This is a genomic window from Pedococcus badiiscoriae, assembly GCF_013408925.1.
In the GTDB taxonomy this organism is placed as follows: domain Bacteria; phylum Actinomycetota; class Actinomycetes; order Actinomycetales; family Dermatophilaceae; genus Pedococcus; species Pedococcus badiiscoriae.
In genome coordinates, this window is record NZ_JACCAB010000001.1 from 2659714 (window position 1) to 2678438 (window position 18725).

At 71.2% G+C, this 18725-nt stretch carries 17 protein-coding genes; 8 read left to right on the forward strand and 9 right to left on the reverse strand.

Going from position 1 to position 18725, the window contains the following annotated elements:
- Positions 1 to 309: 309 nt before the first annotated feature.
- Together tig and BJ986_RS12555 are read left to right on the forward strand one after the other, a co-directional pair.
- Entirely contained in the window at positions 310 to 1680 is a 1371-nt protein-coding gene (gene tig / locus BJ986_RS12550; RefSeq protein ID WP_179422280.1) for a trigger factor, read from the forward strand.
- 117 nt (positions 1681 to 1797) lie between these two features.
- Positions 1798 to 2277, forward strand: coding sequence for a hypothetical protein (locus tag BJ986_RS12555; RefSeq protein WP_179422281.1), 480 nt, complete (start codon positions 1798 to 1800; stop codon positions 2275 to 2277).
- Positions 2278 to 2308: 31 nt separating this feature from the next.
- Here BJ986_RS12555 and BJ986_RS12560 read toward each other — a convergent pair whose 3' ends face one another.
- On the reverse strand, positions 2309 to 3415 hold the full coding sequence (locus tag BJ986_RS12560; RefSeq protein WP_179422282.1) for a LacI family DNA-binding transcriptional regulator: 1107 nt from the start codon (positions 3413 to 3415) through the stop codon (positions 2309 to 2311).
- Positions 3416 to 3498: 83 nt separating this feature from the next.
- Between BJ986_RS12560 and BJ986_RS12565 the strand changes: the two genes are divergently transcribed.
- The 4 genes from BJ986_RS12565 to clpX all read left to right on the forward strand — a co-directional run bounded on the left by BJ986_RS12565 (position 3499) and on the right by clpX (position 7770).
- Positions 3499 to 4794 carry an MFS transporter gene (locus BJ986_RS12565; RefSeq protein ID WP_337795242.1) on the forward strand — a complete coding sequence of 432 codons (1296 nt, stop codon included), beginning with the start codon at positions 3499 to 3501 and terminating at the stop codon, positions 4792 to 4794.
- Between the two features lie 113 nt (positions 4795 to 4907).
- Positions 4908 to 5543 carry an ATP-dependent Clp protease proteolytic subunit gene (locus BJ986_RS12570; protein ID WP_179422284.1) on the forward strand — a complete coding sequence of 212 codons (636 nt, stop codon included), beginning with the start codon at positions 4908 to 4910 and terminating at the stop codon, positions 5541 to 5543.
- An 11-nt stretch (positions 5544 to 5554) separates the two neighbouring features.
- Positions 5555 to 6232, forward strand: coding sequence for an ATP-dependent Clp protease proteolytic subunit (locus tag BJ986_RS12575; RefSeq protein ID WP_179422285.1), 678 nt, complete (start codon positions 5555 to 5557; stop codon positions 6230 to 6232).
- Between the two features lie 263 nt (positions 6233 to 6495).
- Complete coding sequence (gene clpX, locus BJ986_RS12580) at positions 6496 to 7770, forward strand: ATP-dependent Clp protease ATP-binding subunit ClpX (protein ID WP_337795244.1); 1275 nt, start codon at positions 6496 to 6498, stop codon at positions 7768 to 7770.
- A gap of 57 nt (positions 7771 to 7827) precedes the next feature.
- Here clpX and BJ986_RS12585 read toward each other — a convergent pair whose 3' ends face one another.
- From BJ986_RS12585 to BJ986_RS12605, 5 genes are read right to left on the reverse strand one after another with little or no spacing between them, the layout of a single operon-like run.
- Complete coding sequence (locus BJ986_RS12585) at positions 7828 to 8349, reverse strand: hypothetical protein (protein WP_179422286.1); 522 nt, start codon at positions 8347 to 8349, stop codon at positions 7828 to 7830.
- On the reverse strand, positions 8349 to 9755 hold the full coding sequence (locus BJ986_RS12590) for a DUF58 domain-containing protein (RefSeq protein WP_179422287.1): 1407 nt from the start codon (positions 9753 to 9755) through the stop codon (positions 8349 to 8351). The genes BJ986_RS12585 and BJ986_RS12590 overlap by 1 nt, the downstream gene beginning before the upstream one ends.
- A complete protein-coding gene (locus tag BJ986_RS12595; RefSeq protein ID WP_179422288.1) occupies positions 9752 to 10741 on the reverse strand; it encodes an AAA family ATPase in 990 nt (329 codons plus the stop codon). Before BJ986_RS12595 ends, BJ986_RS12590 begins: the two co-directional genes overlap by 4 nt.
- Entirely contained in the window at positions 10742 to 11233 is a 492-nt protein-coding gene (locus tag BJ986_RS12600) for a hypothetical protein (RefSeq protein WP_179422289.1), read from the reverse strand.
- Positions 11230 to 11994, reverse strand: a complete 765-nt coding sequence (locus tag BJ986_RS12605) for a DUF4129 domain-containing protein (protein ID WP_179422290.1) — start codon at positions 11992 to 11994, stop codon at positions 11230 to 11232. The genes BJ986_RS12600 and BJ986_RS12605 overlap by 4 nt, the downstream gene beginning before the upstream one ends.
- A gap of 133 nt (positions 11995 to 12127) precedes the next feature.
- On the opposite strand from BJ986_RS12605, the gene BJ986_RS12610 reads away from it, so the two are divergent.
- A complete protein-coding gene (locus BJ986_RS12610; RefSeq protein WP_238338093.1) occupies positions 12128 to 12829 on the forward strand; it encodes a hypothetical protein in 702 nt (233 codons plus the stop codon).
- On the opposite strand, the gene valS is transcribed toward BJ986_RS12610, so the two are convergent.
- Positions 12760 to 15435 carry a valine--tRNA ligase gene (valS, locus tag BJ986_RS12615; protein WP_179422291.1) on the reverse strand — a complete coding sequence of 892 codons (2676 nt, stop codon included), beginning with the start codon at positions 15433 to 15435 and terminating at the stop codon, positions 12760 to 12762. The two genes, BJ986_RS12610 and valS, sit on opposite strands and share 70 nt — an antisense overlap.
- A gap of 116 nt (positions 15436 to 15551) precedes the next feature.
- Between valS and BJ986_RS12620 the strand changes: the two genes are divergently transcribed.
- The gene (locus tag BJ986_RS12620) at positions 15552 to 16292 is read left to right on the forward strand and encodes a lysophospholipid acyltransferase family protein (RefSeq protein WP_179422292.1); all 741 of its coding nucleotides are present in this window, start codon (positions 15552 to 15554) and stop codon (positions 16290 to 16292) included.
- 45 nt (positions 16293 to 16337) lie between these two features.
- On the opposite strand, the gene BJ986_RS12625 is transcribed toward BJ986_RS12620, so the two are convergent.
- The gene (locus BJ986_RS12625; protein ID WP_179422293.1) at positions 16338 to 18023 is read right to left on the reverse strand and encodes a hypothetical protein; all 1686 of its coding nucleotides are present in this window, start codon (positions 18021 to 18023) and stop codon (positions 16338 to 16340) included.
- 129 nt (positions 18024 to 18152) lie between these two features.
- Positions 18153 to 18689 (reverse strand): NUDIX hydrolase family protein, encoded by a 537-nt coding sequence (locus BJ986_RS12630; protein ID WP_179422294.1) that lies wholly within the window; start codon positions 18687 to 18689, stop codon positions 18153 to 18155.
- Between the last annotated feature and the right edge of the window lie 36 nt (positions 18690 to 18725).

Genomic DNA, 18725 nt, shown 5'->3' on the forward strand with positions numbered 1-18725 from the left:
GGACGCCGCGGGGACAGCCTTGACGCAAAGTCGTGACGGATGTCGTGGACGGCGACCGGGCGGGTGTGAGGTGGGTCCGACGACGCGCCCACCCGTCATGCTCCTGTGGCTGGTGAGCCACCGGTTCGGACCGTGGGCGCGCAGCGGCTACCATGAGGTTTTGGCCCGGTCGCCGCCTGTCAGAGCCGGCGCAGCGGGCCTTCGCATTGCCCCATCGCGATGTCGACCAGCTACGCCCCCGCAGTGCCTTTCTGTCCAACCTGTGTACCCGCACGGGTACCCGCCCCCACGACCTTGGAGTATCCCGCAGTGAAGAGTGCCGTCGAGACCCTGAACCCGACCCGGGTCAAGCTGACCGTCGAGGTGCCGTTCGAGGAGCTCAAGCCGAGCCTCGACGCCGCCTACGCCACCATCGGCTCGCAGATCCAGGTGCCCGGATTCCGCAAGGGCAAGGTTCCCTCGCGCATTATCGACCAGCGGGTCGGCCGCGGCGCGGTCCTCCAGGAGGCCGTGAACGAGGCGCTGCCGCAGTTCTACGGCCAGGCCGTCGAGGAGAACAAGGTCCGTCCGATCGGACAGCCCGAGGTCGACGTGACCGAGGTGCCGGCCGAGGACGGCCAGGACCTCAAGTTCACCGTCGAGGTCGACGTGCGCCCCGAGCTCGACCTGCCCGAGGATTTCAGCGGTATCACCGTCGAGGTCGACGAGGCCAAGGCGTCCCACGAGGACGTCGAAGCCCGACTCGTCGCCCTGCAGGAGCGCTTCGGCACCCTCAAGGGTGTGGACCGCGCCGTGGAGAACGGTGACTTCGTCTCCATCGACCTCAAGGCGACCATCGGCGACGACGAGATCGACTCGGTGACGGGTATCTCCTACGAGGTCGGCTCGGGCAACATGCTCGACGGCCTCGACGAGGCGCTCACCGGGATGGCGGCCGAGGAGACCAAGTCCTTCACCGCACCGCTGGCCGGCGGCGACCGCGAGGGCGAGGACGCCGACGTGGTCGTGACCGTCCAGTCCGTGAAGGTGCGCGAGCTGCCGCCGCTCGACGACGACTTCGCCCAGCTGGCGTCCGAGTTCGACACCCTCAGGGAGCTGCGCGAGGACGTCACCAAGCAGGCCGACCGGGCTGCCAAGTTCGAGCAGGGTGTCCAGGCCCGCGACAAGGTGCTCGAGCACCTCCTGGAGACCATCGACATCCCCGTGCCGGACGGTGTCGTCGAGGCCGAGGTGAACCAGCACCTCGAGGGCGAGAACCGCCTCGAGGACGACGAGCACCGCGCCGAGGTCGACGCCAACACGCGCAAGGCCCTGCGGGCCCAGTTCCTCCTCGACGCGATCGCCGAGAAGACCGAGGTCAAGGTCGAGCAGCCCGAGCTCATCGAGTACCTCGTCATGTCCGCCCAGCAGTACGGCATGGACCCCAACCAGTTCGCCCAGGCGATCGACCAGCAGGGTCAGGTGCCCGCGATGGTGGCCGAGGTGGCGCGTCGCAAGGCGCTCGCCGCGGTCCTCGAGCAGGCCAAGGTCGTCGACACGGCCGGCCAGCCGGTGGACCTCAACGAGGTCACGGCCACGGACGTCGCCTCGCAGCTGTTCGAGGGTGACCACGAGGGTCACGACCACGGCGACCACGAGGGTCACGACCACGACGACCACGAGGGCCACGACCACGCCTGACCGTCCCTGGAATGGGGCCATAACAGCCCGAACCGTAGGCCGCTCCCCCCTCAGAGGGTGAGCGGCCTACGTCATTTGGCTGACCCGGTGAAGGGGGTGCAAACCCGACCATGAGGCATGGACTTCACCTCCTTCCACAAGCTGCGGACGGCGGTGCAGGAGAACGCCCACCCGGCCGACGACCGCGCCGCCGCCAAGCTCCGCCACTCGCTCGAGACCGCCGTCGCCGCCAGCGGGCTGTTCAGCGAGGTCGAGTTCGGACACACCGATGATGCGGGCCAGATGGTGATCGGGGTCTGCCGGTGCGCCGACGGGGTGCTGCCCTGGGAAGCGGGCATGGGCGTCGAGAGGCTGTGGCTGACTGCCACCGCCGACCTGCGGTGGGAGTGCCACACCGTCGGGTGCACGGACAGCCTCATGGAGCTCGAGGGTGCGGTGACCATCGACGAGAGCGGCCACTACATCACCGTCCACGTGGTCGCGGAGCCGGCCGTGGTGTCCCGGGTCTCGCTCGTGGCCCAGGACGGCCGACGTGACGAGGCGGCCGAGACGGCTGGCATCCAGGCGGAGCCGGCGCGGCTGAGCGTGCCCGGCTGAGCCTGCTCGAGCACCGCCTCGTGCGGTTGCCTCAGGCGACCACAGGGGGTGCGGTCGTCGTCCCGATCCGCAGGTGCGTGGGTTGCACGACGTCGTCCGGGCGTTGGCCGTCAAGCAGCTGTCGCAGCATCTCGCCCATCAGCCGTCCCTTGGCCAGGCCGTGCTGGTCGATCGTGGTCAGCGTGCCGGCGAACCACGGCAGCTCGACCCCGTCGAAGCCGGTCACACTGAGGTCGCCGGGCACGCTCAGGCCGAGGTCGTCCGCGGCGCGGACCACTCCCATGGCCAGCAGGTCCGACTGGGCCACGATCGCCGTGGGGCGCTGATCCTCCGGCAGGTCCAGCAGCAAGCGGGCGGCGATCGCACCCTGCTCGACGTCGGGGATGGCGGTCTGCGCGAGGCGCGGCGCCGCCCCCACCTCGAGCTCAGCCCCGAGGTCGTCGGCCCCGAAGACGTCCAGGAACCCGCGTGCGCGGTCCCTGGTGTCCGTGAACTCCGCGGCTGCCACGTCGTCGAGGGTGGCGAGCCCGGTGGGGGAGTCGTGTCGCAGCGGCATCATCAGGTGCGCCACGCGTCGGTGCCCGAGCTCGGTCAGGTGGCGCCCCAGGGCCACGGTGGCGCCGCGGTTGTCCAGCGCCACGTGCGCGACGCGGGGGTCCACGGGGGAGCCGTCGCCGAGCATCGGTATGCCGCGCGCGGCCAGGTGGTCGACCGCCGGGTTCTTGTCGGGACCGCAGAGCGAGAAGACGACAGCGTCCAGAGCCGTGGCGGACAGCTGGGTGATGGCGCGTTCGGGCGTGCCGGCGGGTTGGGCGATCAGCAGCATCCCGGCCGGGATGTCGTCGAGCACCTGCGAGAGCCCGTCCAGCACGCTGACCGCGAACGGGTCCCGGAAGGCGTGCAGCAGGCGGCCCTCGACGACGACGCCCACGACCCCGGAACGCCCTTGCCGCAGGGACGACGCGAGAGGGTCGGGACCGGCATACCCGAGCTGTTCCGCGGCAGCGCGCACGCGGGCCACGGTCTCCGGCGCCACCGGGCCCCTGCCACTGAAGGCGAGGGAGGCCGTCGACGTCGAGACCCCGGCGGCCTGCGCCACGGCGCGCAGGGTGGGTCGAAGTTGACGAGGACGACTCATGGGGAAGACAATATCGAATCCAATCGAATCGATTCGACCGAATCGATTCGATCGCTCCGAAAACCATGCCGAGAGACCCTGTCGTGACCAAGCCGGCCGCCCCTGACGCCCTCCCTTCGACCGCCCCGACGCCGGTGCTTGACACCGCGCGCGCCATCCGGGCCCGCAACGCCGTCTTCGTCGTCTTCGCCCTCGCCGGCACCGCCTTCGCGACGTTCGCCTCGCGGATCGCGGACAGCAAGGTGGACCTGGGGCTCACCGCGGGTGAGCTGGGACTGACCCTGTTCGCGGCATCGGCGGGGTCCGTGACGGCGCTGCCGTCGGCCGGTCGGATCGCGAACAGGCTCGGCGTCTCGCGGGCCATCCGGCTCGGCATGGTGTTCGGCTTCGTCGGGCTCGTCGTGATCGGCGTGGCCGTCGACCTGTTCCAGTCGCGGTGGGTCATGGCGGCGGGGCTCTACCTGCTGGGCATGGGCGTCGGGGTGTGGGACGTGTCCATGAACCTCGAGGGCGCCGCCGTCGAACGGCTGCTCGGCAAGACCGTCATGCCGCGCTTTCACGCCGCGTTCTCCGGCGGCACCGTCATCAGCGCCCTCGTCGGGGCAGGTATGTCGTGGGCCCACGTCCCGCTGCTCGTGCACTTCGGCCTCGCCATCGTCGTGTCGGCGGTCCTGGGGGCCTGGGCCCTGCGCTCGTTCCTGCCCCGGGAGGCAGAGGTCTCCGACACCGACGACACCGACGACGCCGGCGACGCCGGCGACGCCGGCGACCCGCGGGATTCCGGCGAGCCGGCATCGGCCGCTCGCGGCCCGAGATCGGCCTGGCTCGAGCCCCGCACGCTGATGATCGGCCTGGTCGTCCTGGCGGCGGCCTTCACCGAGGGCACCGCCAACGACTGGGTCTCGGTCGCGTTCGTCGAGGGCCACGGCGTCCCCGCGTGGGCGGGAGTGCTCGCCTTCGCCTCGTTCCTGTCCTTCATGACCCTGGGTCGGCTGCTCGGCACCCGGCTGCTCGACGCCTACGGTCGCGTGCCCGTGCTGCGAGCCACCTTCGCGCTGGCTGCCGTCGGCTCGGTCCTGGTGGTCTTCGGACCGGGCTGGCTGGCCTTCGTGGGGACGGCCGTGTGGGGGGTCGGCGCGTCCCTGGGCTTCCCCGTGGGCATGAGCGCCTCGGCCGACGAGCCCGCCCGCGCGGCTGCCCGGATGTCGGTCGTCGCCACGATCGGCTACACCGCCTTCATCGCCGGTCCGCCGATGCTGGGCTTCCTCGGGGACCACTTCACGGTGCTGCGTGCGCTGCTGGCCGTGACCGGCGTGGTCGCGCTCGCCATGCTCGTCATCCCGGCCACCCGCGAACGGCGCAGGCGGCCCGTCGGCTGAGTCTGCGCCTTGAGCGCTGTGCGCTCAGGGCGAACATGGACCGGATCGGGGACTTCTGCCCACCATGACCGCGTTAGGGTCACTGACAGGCAAGGACCTCAAGTGATGGAGACATGGTGAACGAGATTGTCGCCGCGGGCGAGGGCCCGCAGGGTGGTCTGGACGACCACATCTACAACCGTCTGCTCAAGGAGCGGATCATCTTCCTCGGCTCCGACGTGCGCGACGACAACGCGAACGCGATCTGCGCGCAGCTGCTGCTGCTCGCGGCGGAGGACCCGGGCAAGGACATCTGGCTCTACATCAACAGCCCCGGCGGCTCCATCTCCGCGGGCATGGCGATCTACGACACGATGAAGTGGATCCCCAACGACGTGGCCACGGTCGCGATGGGCATGGCCGCCTCGATGGGACAGTTCCTGCTCTCCGCGGGCACCCACGGCAAGCGCTACGCCACGCCGCACGCCCGCGTGATGATGCACCAGCCGTCGGGCGGCATCGGCGGCACGGCCTCGGACATCAAGATCCAGGCCGAGCAGATGCTCTACGTCAAGCGGCAGATGGCAGAGCTGATCGCCGAGCACACCGGCCAGACGAAGGAACAGATCGAAAAGGACTCCGACCGCGACCGCTGGTTCAGCGCCGAGGAGGCCAAGGAGTACGGCTTCGTCGACCACGTGTTCAGCAGCGCCTCCCAGGCCGGTGGGCGCAGCGGCAGCGACGACAACCCGGTCACCGGGGACAAGTGAGGGATCGACACATGAACGCCAACACCAACCCCTCCATGCACGGCGCACGCCAGGGCGGCCTGCAGGTGCCGGGCCCGTCCAGCCGCTACATCCTGCCGTCCTTCGAGGAGCGCACCTCCTACGGCATGAAGCGGCTCGACCCGTACACCAAGCTCTTCGAGGACCGCATCATCTTCCTCGGCGTGCAGGTCGACGACGCGTCCGCGGATGACGTCATCGCCCAGCTCATCGTGCTGGAGTCCCAGGACCCCGACCGCGACATCCTGATGTACATCAACAGCCCCGGTGGCTCGTTCACGGCGATGGCCGCGATCTACGACACGATGCAGTACATCCGCCCCGACGTGCAGACGTTCGTCATCGGCCAGGCTGCCTCGGCGGCTGCGGTGCTGCTGTCGGCCGGCGCCAAGGGCAAGCGGTTCGCCCTGCCGAACGCGCGGATCCTCATCCACCAGCCGGCCCTCGAGGGTGGCATGGGTGGCCAGGCGTCCGACATCGAGATCCAGGCCAACGAGGTGCTGCGCATGCGCACCTGGCTCGAGGAGACCTGGGCCAAGCACTCCGGTCGCACCCCCGAGCAGGTCCGCAACGACATCGAGCGCGACAAGATCCTGTCCGCCGAGGAGGCCAAGGAGTACGGCCTCATCGACGAGGTCCTCGCGTCCCGCAAGGGCACCCTCGACGACTGAGCCCACCGGGGCCTCGTCCCCGACCACGCACGACCCGGTATGCCGCCCGCTCACCTCGAGCGGGCGGCATACCGCGTGGGGCAGGCGTGGTGGCGGGTTGTCCGCCCTCAGCGGACAAGGGCGACGAACACCCGACTCGGCGGTTTCAATGGAGCGAAGGCGGCCCTTCGCGTTGTAGCGTCGGAGCGTTGCCCGTCCGAGGTGGACGGTGCACCGTAGGCAGATTCGTCAGACAGTTCGTCAGACAGACCGGAGGACTTCGCGTGGCACGCATGGGAGAGAGCGGCGACCTGCTGAAGTGCTCGTTCTGCGGCAAGAGCCAGAAGCAGGTCAAGAAGCTCATCGCCGGCCCGGGTGTCTACATCTGCGACGAGTGCATCGACCTGTGCAACGAGATCATCGAGGAGGAGCTCGCAGAGTCCTCCGAGCTGGGGCTCGACGAGCTGCCGAAGCCGCGCGAGATCTTCGAGTTCCTCGAGAACTACGTGGTCGGCCAGGACGTGGCCAAGCGGTCGCTCGCCGTCGCGGTCTACAACCACTACAAGCGGATCCAGGCCGGCGAGGGTGGTGGCAAGAAGGAGGCTGAGGCGGTCGACATCGCCAAGTCGAACATCCTGCTCATCGGGCCCACCGGGTGTGGCAAGACCTACCTCGCGCAGACGCTGGCCAAGATGCTCAACGTCCCGTTCGCCATCGCCGACGCGACTGCCCTGACCGAGGCCGGCTATGTCGGCGAGGACGTCGAGAACATCCTCCTCAAGCTCATCCAGGCCGCGGACTACGACGTCAAGAAGGCCGAGACGGGCATCATCTACATCGACGAGGTCGACAAGATCGCCCGCAAGAGCGAGAACCCGTCGATCACCCGTGACGTCTCCGGTGAAGGCGTCCAGCAGGCGCTCCTGAAGATCCTGGAAGGTACGACCGCGTCGGTCCCGCCCCAGGGTGGGCGCAAGCACCCGCACCAGGAGTTCATCCAGATCGACACGACCAACGTGCTCTTCATCGTCGGTGGTGCGTTCGCCGGCCTGGAGAAGCTCATCGAGTCGCGCAACGGCAAGAAGGGGCTGGGCTTCGGCTCCGAGCTGCACACGCCGAAGGACCTCGCCGACTCGATCCACGAGGTGATGCCGGAGGACCTGATGAAGTTCGGGCTCATCCCCGAGTTCATCGGCCGCCTGCCGGTCATCACCACCGTGAGCCCCCTCGACCAGGCCTCGCTGGTGACCATCCTGTCCCAGCCCCGCAACGCGCTGGTCAAGCAGTACAAGAAGATGTTCGAGATCGACAACGTCGAGCTCGAGTTCACCGACGACGCCCTCGAGGCCATTGCCGACCAGGCCCTCAAGCGCGGCACCGGTGCCCGCGGCCTGCGCGCGATCATGGAGGAGGTGCTCCTGCCGGTGATGTTCGACGTCCCGAGCGACGAGGGCATCTCCCGAGTCGTCGTCAGCCGCGAGGTCGTCCTCGACAACGTGCTGCCGACGATCGTCCGTCGCGACGAAGAACCCAAGCGCACCCGCAAGCGCTCCGCCTGACCCACGCCAGGTCCAGACCTCGACCGTCCGTGAGCGCGGGGGTCAGTGGCGCCGCGGTCAGGGGCGGGGCCGGTCCTCGCGGCTGAGCAGCCAGACGCTGAAGGTGAGCAGCGCGACCGCGGCGATCGCGGCATACGTCAGGGACACCTCGCCCTTGACCCGCTCCCGGCCGGACAGCATCGCCACGGCCCAGAAGGGGACCGTCGCGGCGGCGACGACCGCCCCGCGGCGGGTCCACCGTCGCAGGCTGAGGCTCGGGACCGGCACCGCCCCCGGCAGGCTGGCCGCCAGGCTCGCGGCGAGGTGCAGGACCAGGCCCGCCCACGCCGCCGCCAGCAGACCGACCCAGGCCCCAGGGGCGTCCGGGACGGGGACTGCTGCGAGCCAGTGCAGGGCATGACTGCCGAGCAGCACGGTCACCAGTCCCGAGTCCGGCTCGATGGCGGCGTAGACGGTGAGCGCCACGAGGACGACCGCCGCCACGATGATCGGCTGCGGCGAGGCGGCGAGCGTCAGTGCAAGAAGGGTCATCGAGGCGAGGACGAGCACGCCTCGGAGCAGGAGCTGGGACCGGGACATCAGCGACTCACCACCCGGGGTGCCCTGGAGCGGCGGCCGAGGTCGCGCAGCACCAGGTCGAGGGTGCCGGGGCCGGCCCACGGGACGATCGGGACACCTGCCTGACGGGCCCGGGACATCTCATGGCTGCGTTCGAGGAGCCGCAGTCGCCAGGCCAACCGGGTCGCGGCCGGCTGGTCGTCCGCGGAAGAGGAGAGCTGCGCGAGCCAGCCCTGCGGGATGTCCGGCCGCGCGAGGTCGGCAGGGAGCGTGTCGACGGTGACGACCGAGATCCCCCGCCGCGACAGGGAGACCGCGTGCGCCAGGACCGCAGGGGAGATGGCGGGAGTGAGGATCACCGCGAGCGTCCCGGCCGAGACGTGGTGCCGCAGCTGCGAGCGCAGGCGCTTCTCGTCGCTGACCGTGCTGTCGGCGACCCGGACCCGGGCAAGGACGTCGAGCAGCCGCCGCAGGTGGTTGCCGCCTGCGGCGGCCTTGACGTGGGGCAGGTCCCTGGCGCCGAGCACGAGCAACCCGACCCGGTCACCGGTCCGCAGGTAGTGCTCGGCGATGGCTCCGGCGGCCCGCACGGCGTTGTCCAGGCTGCTGCTCGAGCCGCCGACCCCCTCGCTGCGGCCGATGTCGTTCATGGCGTCGACCAGCAACAGGATCTCGCTGTCCTGGTCGGCGTGGGTCGCGGTGACGTGCAGCTCACCGGTACGCACCGACACCGGCCAGTGCACCCGTCGCAACCGGTCGCCGAAACGGAACGGGCGGATCTGGTCGAGCTCGCCGCCCTCACCCGGGTGGTGTGAGCGGTTCCGTCCGACGAGTCCGTCGGGGCGCGGCACCGGCACGCGGGCCGTGAAGGTGTCGGGGAGCGGCACGGTGGGGATCGCCGGGAGGGCCACGGCTTCGGGCTCCCACCGGTAGGAGCCGAACGGCCCGCTCAGAGCCACCGTCGCCGGTCCCAGCGGACGGTGCCCCCAGCGAGTGCTCTGGCAGACGACCTCGAGGGACGTCGGCCCAGCCGGACCGGTCGGACCGGTCGTACCCGCGGCACGGGACGCGAATGCCGTTGCGGCTGCGCGGGATCCGGGTGTGAAGCGCGTGTACGGGGTCGGCAGCAGCACCAGCCCGGCCTCCTCGACGCCGGGGCCCGGTGAGATGGTCGCGACCCACCGGGTGGCCTGTCCTTCACGCAGCACCGGATGGGCCACGGCGGCCCGCACGTCCGGAGGTCCCGCGGGTCTGGCCGCAGTCGCCCACAGCCCCACCAGGAGCAGGGGAGTGCCGAGCACCAGGGCGTCGGGTCGACGCAGCACGACGCCCACGCCGACGAGCAGCAAGCCGAGGAAGAGCGCTCGGATGTGCGCCGACGTCACTCGCCAGCGCGCCTCGAGCCGCGTGCCGGGCAGCTCCGTCACGGACGCTCGAAACCGGTGCGCGGCCCAGCCGCGACGGCCGTCGGTGTGGGCACCGACGACAAGACGCTGTCGACGACGCTGGCGGCCGAGACGTCGTTCATCCAGAGCTCGGGGCGCACCGTGACCCGGTGGTCGAGACAGGCGTGGGCCACCGCCTTGACGTCCTCGGGGGTGACGTAGTCGCGGCCGCGCAGCACGGCATACGCCCTGGAGGTGAGCAGCAGGGCGAGGGAGGCGCGGGGCGACGCGCCCATGAGCAGGTTCTGGTGGGTGCGGGTGGCTCCGACGAGCCGCACGCAGTACTGGCCGACGCCCTCGTCGACGGTGACCGTCTCGACCGCTCGCTGCATCTCGATGAGCCCGGCGCCGTCGGTGACGCGGGCGACCTCCTGAGCCTCCTGCTGGCGCGCCATCCGTCGCTGCAGCACCTCCCACTCGTCGGCGGGGCTGGGATAGCCGAAGCTCACCCGCAGCAGGAACCGGTCGAGCTGCGCCTCCGGGAGGGGGTAGGTCCCTTCGTACTCCACGGGATTCGCCGTCGCGAGGACGTGGAAGGGCTGGGGCAGTGCGAACGTCTCGCCCTCCACCGTGACCTGTCCCTCCTGCATCGCCTCGAGCAGCGCCGACTGGGTCTTCGGGGGCGTGCGGTTGATCTCGTCGGCCAGCAGGAGACCGGTGAACAGCGGCCCCTTGCGGAACGAGAAGTCGTGGCTGCGCTGGTCGTAGAGGAAGGACCCGGTGAGGTCGCTGGGGAGCAGGTCCGGGGTGAACTGGGCGCGCGCGAAGTCCAGCCCCAGGGCCTGGGCGAAGGACCGTGCGGCCAGCGTCTTGCCCAGGCCGGGGAAGTCCTCCATGAGCACGTGACCGCCGGCCATGATGCCCGCCAGGACGATCTCCAGGCTCTGCCGCTTGCCGACGACGGCACGTTCGACCTCGGCGAGGATGGCGGTCGCGCGGGTCGCGACCTGGTCGAGGGTCAGGGTCACTTAGAGCTCCTCCAGAGTGGTGATGAACGCCCCGAGCTGGGCGGCGGTGACGCGGGTGGTCGGGGATCCGGCGAGGTATGCCGTGAGCTGGGGTCCCAGCGCCGCAGCGGTGTCGCCGGTGGGACCGAGGCCGCGGCGCTCCCGCAGCCTCTCCACGGCGAGGCTGCTGACCGAGGCGTGGAGTCGAGCGGCTGAGGCAAGGTCGCCCGACTCGGCCTCCCGGATGTCCACGGCCAGCCGGCTGATCCGCGAGTCGGCGCCGCGTGGCGGGGCGGAGTCGGTGAAGGTGTTGTCCCAGTCGGTCCGCTGGCGCGACTGCCACAGCCACTGGGCGAGGACGGCCAGGGCTGCGAGCAGCCCGACCGAGGCCAGCAGCATGCCCGCGTTGCCGAGCACCGGGACGGAGACCGCGAGCGCGCCCACTGCCACGCTGACCGCGAGGACCACGAGGATCTGCTGGGCCGGGGGGAGCCCGGCCAGGGGGCGGATCACCGGGTGGCCTCTCTGGCTCTCTCGGTACTGGCTCTCCCGGTACTGGCTCGTTCGGCCCTGGCCTGCGCGCGCCGGGCGACGGTCCGCCGAAGCTCTGCCTGCACCTCGAGCAGGGCCTCGCGTGCCATCGTGCGCTGGTCCTCCGCGATGGGGTGACGGGAGAACCGCGCCTCCCGGTAGAGGGCGGCGAGCGTGTCGAGCGGCGCCCGGTCGACCCGGTACGAGCGCAGCACGGTGGTCACGAGCTCCGTCGACGTGCGTGACCCGTCGTCGAGCACCCCTGCGCCGCGGACGGCGTCCTCGAGCGCCACCCAGGCCGCGATGACCGCGTTGGAGGGGGTGCCGCGCGCGAGGAGCTGCTCGCTCTCCCGGGCACTCTCGAGCAGCGCCTCGGGGAGGACGTCGACGCTGGCCTGGGCAACCGTGGAATCGGTCCGCGCGTGCCAGCGGTCGCGCAGCGCGCGCCCGACGGCGACCAGCACCACGACGACCACCGCGGCCAGCACCAGCTTCATGGCGACGCCGATCAGGCTCACCAGCCAGGGGTCGCTGACCCGGACACTGGCCGCTTTCAGGCCGCGGTCGGTGGCCAAGGGGACCGCGCCGGGCCCGTACTCCTCGCCGGGCGCCTTGGACCCCGGCCCCGAGAAGTCCTGCCGGGCGAAGACACCGACAGGTCCGGCCGCGGACACCCAGGAGGCGAGGAGCAGGGTCGCCACCGTCCCCACCGCCAGTCCCAGCCCACGTCGCGTCACGCTCATCGACCTTAGGGATCCGCACGGACGGTGGCGAGGGAACTGTCCGAATCCGTGCACAGTTCGTTACGCGGCGATGAGTTCGGTCGACCCGGTGGGCCCGCTAGAACTTTGCCGCCCCACCCGCGAGGATGGAGCCATGTCCTCGGGGTACCGGTTGCGCAGCGGCGACGTCGGCCCGGTCCAGCAGAGCCCGGTGACCTGCGGTTCAGCCTGCCTCACCGTGGCCCGGATGCTCGTGAACCCGGCCTTCGCGCGCTGGATCACCACGGGGGAGGGCCCCCGCGGCGACGCGCCGCCGGCGGCCACCGAGCAGGAGCGCTTCGCGGCATACGAGCGCGTCGTCATGGGGCGCACCAACCGCCTGTATGCCGGGGGCGGACGACTCAACGTGCCGTGGCCCCGGGCACTGGGCACGCCGCCCTGGGGCGCTCGCAAGGAGCTGGAGTACGGCGCCTCCCGCCGGGGTACCGACTACGAGCTGCGAGCGGTGCGGCCGCTCACCAAGGGGGGACTGCGGGACGCCCACGCCCGGCTGGTCGAGGTGGTGGCCGACGGCGAGCCCGCCCTGCTCTACATCGGCAACGGCCTGTTGCCCAGGCACGTCACCCTCGTCCTGCCCGGTGACGGGGACAGCGTCCTGGACGTCTACGACCCGGCGTCCGGACAGGTGACCCTGCTGGACCAGGAGCGGTTCGCCCGCCGGGCGCTGCGGATCGCCGGCTGGGACGTACCGTGGATCACGGTGCAGCCCAACGGAACCCGCAAGGTTCAGGCCTTCGGCTTCTCCACCGGGATCAGCTCCGCGTCGCGCACCTCGGGCGTCTCCGCCTCCGCGTAACCGACGGTGCCGGTGATCCGGCCCGCAGCGCGCAGGTCGCCTTCGGTGAGCCGCACCCGCTGCGTCCACTCGGCCGGTCCGGCCAGCACGATCGAGGCGACCTCGGCCCGCATCCCGACCTTCGCCTCGGACTTGGCCTTGCGCACCCCGGCCAGGGCCTCGCCGACGGCGGTCAGGAGGGCAGGGTCGCCACCGTCTCCGGCCGCGGCGTCCGCGGTCGTCGGCCAGGCGGCGCGGTGCACCGAGCCCTCGTGCCACCACGACCACACCTCTTCGGTCACGTAGGGCAGCATCGGCGCGAACAGGCGCAGCAGCACGTCGAGGGCGATGCGCAGCGCGGCTCGGGCGGAGGCCGCTTCGGCGTCTCCCCGGCCTCCGTAGGCGCGGTCCTTGACGAGCTCGAGGTAGTCGTCGCAGAAGGTCCAGAAGAACGACTCGCTCACCTCGAGCGCCCGGGTGTGGTCCCAGGCCTCGAAGCCTGCCGTCGCCTTGGCCACGACGTCGCCGAGCTGGGCGAGCATGGCGCGGTCGAGCGGGTCGGTCACCGCAGCGTGGAGATCGCCGTCCACCTCACCGCTGTGTTGGATCACTGCTTCGGCATCGCCGCTGTATCGGCTGTCGACTTCGCCGAAGGACAGCGCGAACTTGGTCGCATTGAGGATCTTGATGGCCAGGCGGCGGCCGACCTTCATCTGGCCCGTGTCGTACGCCGCGTCGGCGCCGAGGCGGCCGCTGGCCGCCCAGTAGCGAACGGCGTCGGCGCTGTGCTCCTTGACGACGTCCTCGGGGGTGACGACGTTGCCCTTGGACTTGCTCATCTTCTTGCGGTCGGGGTCGAGGATCCACCCGGACAGGGCGGCGTTGCGCCACGGGACCGAGCCGAACTCGAAGTGCGACCGCACGACGGTGGAGAAGAGCCAGGTGCGGATGATGTCGTGCCCCTGAGGGCGGACGTCCATGGGGAACACGCCCGCGAAGAGCTCGGGGTCGTCGCGCCAGCGACCGGCGATCTGCGGCGAGAGCGACGACGTCGCCCAGGTGTCCATGATGTCGGGGTCGCCGACGAAGCCGCCGGCCTGGCCGCGCTGCGACTCGTCGTAGCCCTCGGGGGCCTGCGCGGCAGGGTCCACGGGGAGCTGGTCCTCGGCCGGCACCAGCTGCTTGTCGAAGACGGGCTCGCCGTTGTCGTCGAGCGGGTACCAGACGGGGATCGGCACCCCGAAGAAGCGCTGGCGCGACACCAGCCAGTCGCCGTTGAGGCCAGTGACCCAGTTCTCGTAGCGCGCGCGCATGAACGCCGGGTGGAAGTCGACCTGCCGCCCGCGCTCGATCAGCTCGGCGTTGAGCTCGGCGTCGCGGCCGCCGTTGCGGATGTACCACTGGCGCGAGGTCACGATCTCCAGCGGCTTCTCGCCGCGCTCGTAGAAGTTGGCCTTGCGCTGCGTGGGCTTCGGCTCGCCGTCCAGGTCACCGGACTCGCGCAGGGCGGCGACGATCGCCTCGCGTGCGGCGAACGTGGTCTTGCCGGCCACCTGCTCGGCGAACAGCCGCTCGCCCGGACCGCCCACCAGCCACTGCGGGGTCTCGGCCTGGATGCGTCCCGAGCGGGTGATGACGGAGCGGGTGGGCAGCTGCAGCTCACGCCACCACAGCACATCGGTCAGGTCGCCGAAGGTGCAGCACATCGCGATGCCGGCGCCCTTGTCGGGCTCGGCGGCGGAGTGGGCGACCACCGGGATCTCGACGTCGAAGAGCGGGGACCGGACCGTGGTCCCGAACAACGCGGCATACCGCTCGTCGTCGGGGTGGGCGATCAGCGCCACGGCGGACGGGATGAGCTCGGGGCGGGTGGTCTCGATGTGGATCGGGCCGTCGGCGCCGTGGAAGGCGACGCGGTGGTAGGCGCCGGGGTAGTCGCGGGCCTCCAGCTCGGCCTGCGCGACCGCGGTCTGGAAGGTGACGTCCCAGAGGCCGGGAGCCTCGGACTGGTACGCCTCACCCCGGGCGAGGTTGCGCAGGAACGCCTGCTGCGCGGTGGCCCGCGAGTGGTCGTCGATGGTGCGGTAGGAGATGTCCCAGTCGAGGCTGAAGCCCATCCGGCGGAACAGCGACTCGAAGGCCTTCTCGTCCTCGACGGTCAGCTCGTCGCACAGCTCGATGAAGTTCTGCCGCGAGATCGGCAGCGTGTCGGCGGCCTTGAGGCTCTTGGCGTCCCCCCGGTGCGGCGGCTCGAAGCCCTCGACGTAGGGCAGCGCAGCGTCGCCGCGCACCCCGTAGTAGTTCTGGACGCGCTTCTCGGTCGGCAGCCCGTTGTCGTCCCAGCCGATCGGGTAGAACACCTCCAGACCCTGCATCCGCTTGTAGCGGGCCATGCAGTCGGTGTGGGTGTAGGAGAACACGTGCCCCATGTGCAGGCTGCCGCTCGCGGTGGGCGGCGGGGTGTCGATGGAGAAGACGGACTCCCGGCCCTTCGCGAGGGCTGTGACGCGGTCGAAGGTGTAGGTGCCCTGGTCCCGCCATACCTGCGCCCACTTGTCCTCGAGCCCGTCGATCGAGGGCTTGTCGGGGATCGTGGCGGCGCCGGACGTGGTGGGTGCATCGGTCATGGCGTGAATCTTCCCATCCCCCCGCGCCGGGTGACCAACCGGTTGCGGGGAGGCCGGGGCCTGCGCCGGGCGGCTCCCTCAGCACCGCTTCACCACTGGACCCCTAGGGTTGCCCCATGGAACCCGTCTACACCCCCGTCATCGGGGTGGCCCGCGCGTTGTTCGCCGCCCAGGGCCTCCAGTTCACCATGACGGGCACCGAGCACGTGCCTCGGCACGGCGGCGCCGTGATGGCCATCAACCACACCGGCTACTTCGACTTCACGTATGCCGGGCTGGTCGGCGTCCACGCCGGCCGGTACGTGCGATTCATGGCCAAGAAGTCGATCTGGTCCAACCCCGTCGCGGGACCGCTGATGAAGGGGATGCGCCACATCCCGGTCGACCGGGAGGCGGGCCTGGGTTCGTTCGACGCGGCGAGGGACGCGCTGCGGGCAGGCGAGATCATCGGCGTGTTCCCCGAGGCCACCATCTCGCGGTCCTTCGAGCTCAAGGCATTCAAGTCAGGCGCCGCGCGGCTCGCGCAGGATGCCGGTGTGCCCATCCTGCCGACCACGATCTGGGGGTCGCAGCGGGTCTGGACCAAGGGGCAGCCCCGCAGGATGGGCCGCCACCACATTCCGCTGCTCATCACGGTCGGGGAGCCCATCGTGGTGGGGGCCGACGAGAACGCCGCTGCGGCCACGGCTCGGGTCCGGGCAGCCATGGATGCCCAGCTCCGCGCGGACCAGGCGGCCTATCCCGCCTGGCCCGACTCCGAGCGGCACCTGCTCCCGGTCCGGCTGGGCGGCACCGCGCCGACGCCCGAGGAAGCAGACGCCATGGACGTCGCCGACCGCCGTCGTCGCGCGACCTGATCCACGAGCGCGAGCGGCCAGGACCCCTCGACCCGGCGTCGAGCCTCAGGCCTTGGTGTGTCCGTGGGCCTTCCCGTGGGCCTTGTGCCCGTGGGCCGTGGTCTCGGCGTGGCCCTTTGCTGTGGACGTGGCGTGGCCGAGCCCCTTGTGCTTCGAGCTGGCCTTGCGCTCGGCCTTGGCGGTGGCGTTGGCCTCGCGCTCGGCCTTGGCGGCGGCTTTCGCGGCGGCCTTGGCGGTGGCCTTGGCCTCGCGCTCGGCCTTGGCGGCGGCTTTCGCGGCAGCCTTGGCGGTGGCCTTGGCCTCGCGCTCAGCCTGCCGTCCTGCCTGCGCGACCGTCTTGTCGCCGTTGCCCTTGCCGTTGCCCTGGGAGGCCGGGGGAACGCTCACCGGCGGGACGGGGACAGGCCCCGACACGACTCCCGTCGGGGTCGTCGGAATGGTCGGCGTCGTCGGAACGGTCGGGGTCGTCGGGATCACGGTGGGTGTGGCCGGGACCGAGTCGGTGGGGACGCCGAAGGAGGTCAGCACGATCTGGATCGTTCGGGACCTTCCGGGAAGCGAGACGGCCTGGGCGCTGCCTCCACCCGTCGCCTGCTGCGGACCGGGGGGTGTCGAGGTGTGCCCCTTGGGAGCGGGTCGAGTGCCCGGGCCGGACGGGACCTTGCCACCCGTGCCGCCGCCCGGGTTCCCACCTGTGCCGCCACCCGTGTTCCCACCTGTGCCGCCACCCGTGTTCCCACCTGTGCCGCCACCCGTGTTCCCACCCGGGAACGGTGTCCCCGGTGTGGCCGGACCCTCTGCCGTGACCAGGGGAGCGGCGTTGTGGTTGCCGAAGATGCCATCGATGGCCGCGGTGACGAAGCCGGTCATCGCAGCCGCGGTGCCCACGCCGCCCACCGCGAGCAGCCAGACCCCAGCGCCCACCCCGACCCGGGCGGACCGGCTCGGGGTCCCTGCCGCGGACCGGAAAGCGCTCAGGCCGACGACCCCAGACGCCGCGGCCGACTCCATGCCGAGGAGCTCGGCCAATGACGGCTCCGTGAGCGCACTGACGGGGAGTCCGGGGCGAGCATGCGTCGCCGAGAGCGCCACGGCGACACTCGTGGCCTGCACGGCCTCGGTGTCGCCCCCGGCGATCGGGACAGGCCCGGCGAGGGCCGTGGCGATGAGAGGGGAGACGCGCTGCAGGTCGGCGACCTCGCCGGCCCGAGCCGGCGCGCGCAGGGCCGCGGTCAGGGACTCCAGCGACATCGGCAGGTGCTCCTGCCCGCGTTGCACGAGGGCGAGCACGGCGCTCGGCTCGTGACCGGTCAGGCGGGCGGTCGCATCGCGACCCAGGTTGGCGATCAGCCCCATCGCCAGGACGTCGGCCTCGTCCGGCGGGCACGCCCGCAGGGCCTCGATGGCGCGGTCCAGCTCGTCCGGGGCCGGGTTCGCGGTTGCGGTCGATGCGCCGCCACCCTCACCCCTGAGGCTGCCGCCCGCGGCCACGGCCGCGGACCCGATGACCAGCTCGAGCCAGGCGTCCTCGTCAGGGGGACAGGCCGTCAGCTGGGGCAGGGCGGCCGTCCAGGCGCCGAGGGCCAGCTCGGCCAGCTCGTCCGGACCGGCGTCGGTGATGACGCGCAGGTAGCGCACCAGGACGGGGTTGGTCACGTCGTAGAGCCGCGCGAAATCATCCTCGACGCCCCCTTGGGCGCCGAGGAGATATGTGGCGATTTCCCACGGCACGCGACCATTCTGCTCCCGCACTCGGTCGATGCGCCTCAACCGTTCGGCCCTAGATCGGCTGAGTCTCTTGTGCGGAACGCCTACGTCATGCTCGGGGTGATCATCCGGCGGGAGGGGGATCGTGGGAGTTCAGACGGCGTGTCCGAGGTGGGCCATCGCCTGGCGCAGCAGCACCCCGTGGCCGCCGTCCATCTCCTCGAGCATCGAGGGGGCGACCGCTTCGTCAGGCGTGAGCCAGGCGAGGTCGAGGGCGTCCTGCTGCGGCTGGCAGTCTCCCGCGACCGGGACGACGAAGGCCAGCGACACCGCGTGCTGCCGCGGGTCGTGGAACGGGGTGACGCCCGGCGTGGGGAAGTACTCGGCGACCGTGAACGGCTGCGGGCTGGCCGGGACCTGGGGCAGTGCCATCGGCCCGAGGTCCTTCTCGAGGTGCCGGATCAGCGCGTCGCGCACGCGCTCGTGGTAGAGCACCCGACCGGAGACGAGCTCGCGGTTGATCGCCCCGTCCGAGGCGCGCAGCAGCAGACCCACCGCGGTCAGGGCGCCCCTCTCGTCCACCCGCACCGGGACCGCGTCGACGTAGAGGATCGGCAGCCGCTCGCGCGCCGCGTCGAGCTCCTCGCGGGTCAGCCAGGACTCACTGCGGTCGAGTTCGAGACGGCTCATGCCCCTGTTTCTACCAGTCGCCCCCTCGGCGGCGGG

What these genes read in the sequence shown, in the direction of transcription:
- valS (WP_179422291.1), bottom strand. Translation starts at nt 15,435, where the DNA reads ATGACCGATGCACCCACCACGTCCGGCGCCGCCACGATCCCCGACAAG.
- BJ986_RS12610 (WP_238338093.1), top strand. Translation starts at nt 12,128, where the DNA reads ATGTCCTCGGGGTACCGGTTGCGCAGCGGCGACGTCGGCCCGGTCCAG.
- BJ986_RS12575 (WP_179422285.1), top strand. Translation starts at nt 5,555, where the DNA reads ATGAACGCCAACACCAACCCCTCCATGCACGGCGCACGCCAGGGCGGC.
- BJ986_RS12630 (WP_179422294.1), bottom strand. Translation starts at nt 18,689, where the DNA reads ATGAGCCGTCTCGAACTCGACCGCAGTGAGTCCTGGCTGACCCGCGAG.
- BJ986_RS12605 (WP_179422290.1), bottom strand. Translation starts at nt 11,994, where the DNA reads ATGAGCGTGACGCGACGTGGGCTGGGACTGGCGGTGGGGACGGTGGCG.
- BJ986_RS12555 (WP_179422281.1), top strand. Translation starts at nt 1,798, where the DNA reads ATGGACTTCACCTCCTTCCACAAGCTGCGGACGGCGGTGCAGGAGAAC.
- BJ986_RS12585 (WP_179422286.1), bottom strand. Translation starts at nt 8,349, where the DNA reads ATGTCCCGGTCCCAGCTCCTGCTCCGAGGCGTGCTCGTCCTCGCCTCG.
- BJ986_RS12620 (WP_179422292.1), top strand. Translation starts at nt 15,552, where the DNA reads ATGGAACCCGTCTACACCCCCGTCATCGGGGTGGCCCGCGCGTTGTTC.
- BJ986_RS12570 (WP_179422284.1), top strand. Translation starts at nt 4,908, where the DNA reads ATGGTGAACGAGATTGTCGCCGCGGGCGAGGGCCCGCAGGGTGGTCTG.
- BJ986_RS12560 (WP_179422282.1), bottom strand. Translation starts at nt 3,415, where the DNA reads ATGAGTCGTCCTCGTCAACTTCGACCCACCCTGCGCGCCGTGGCGCAG.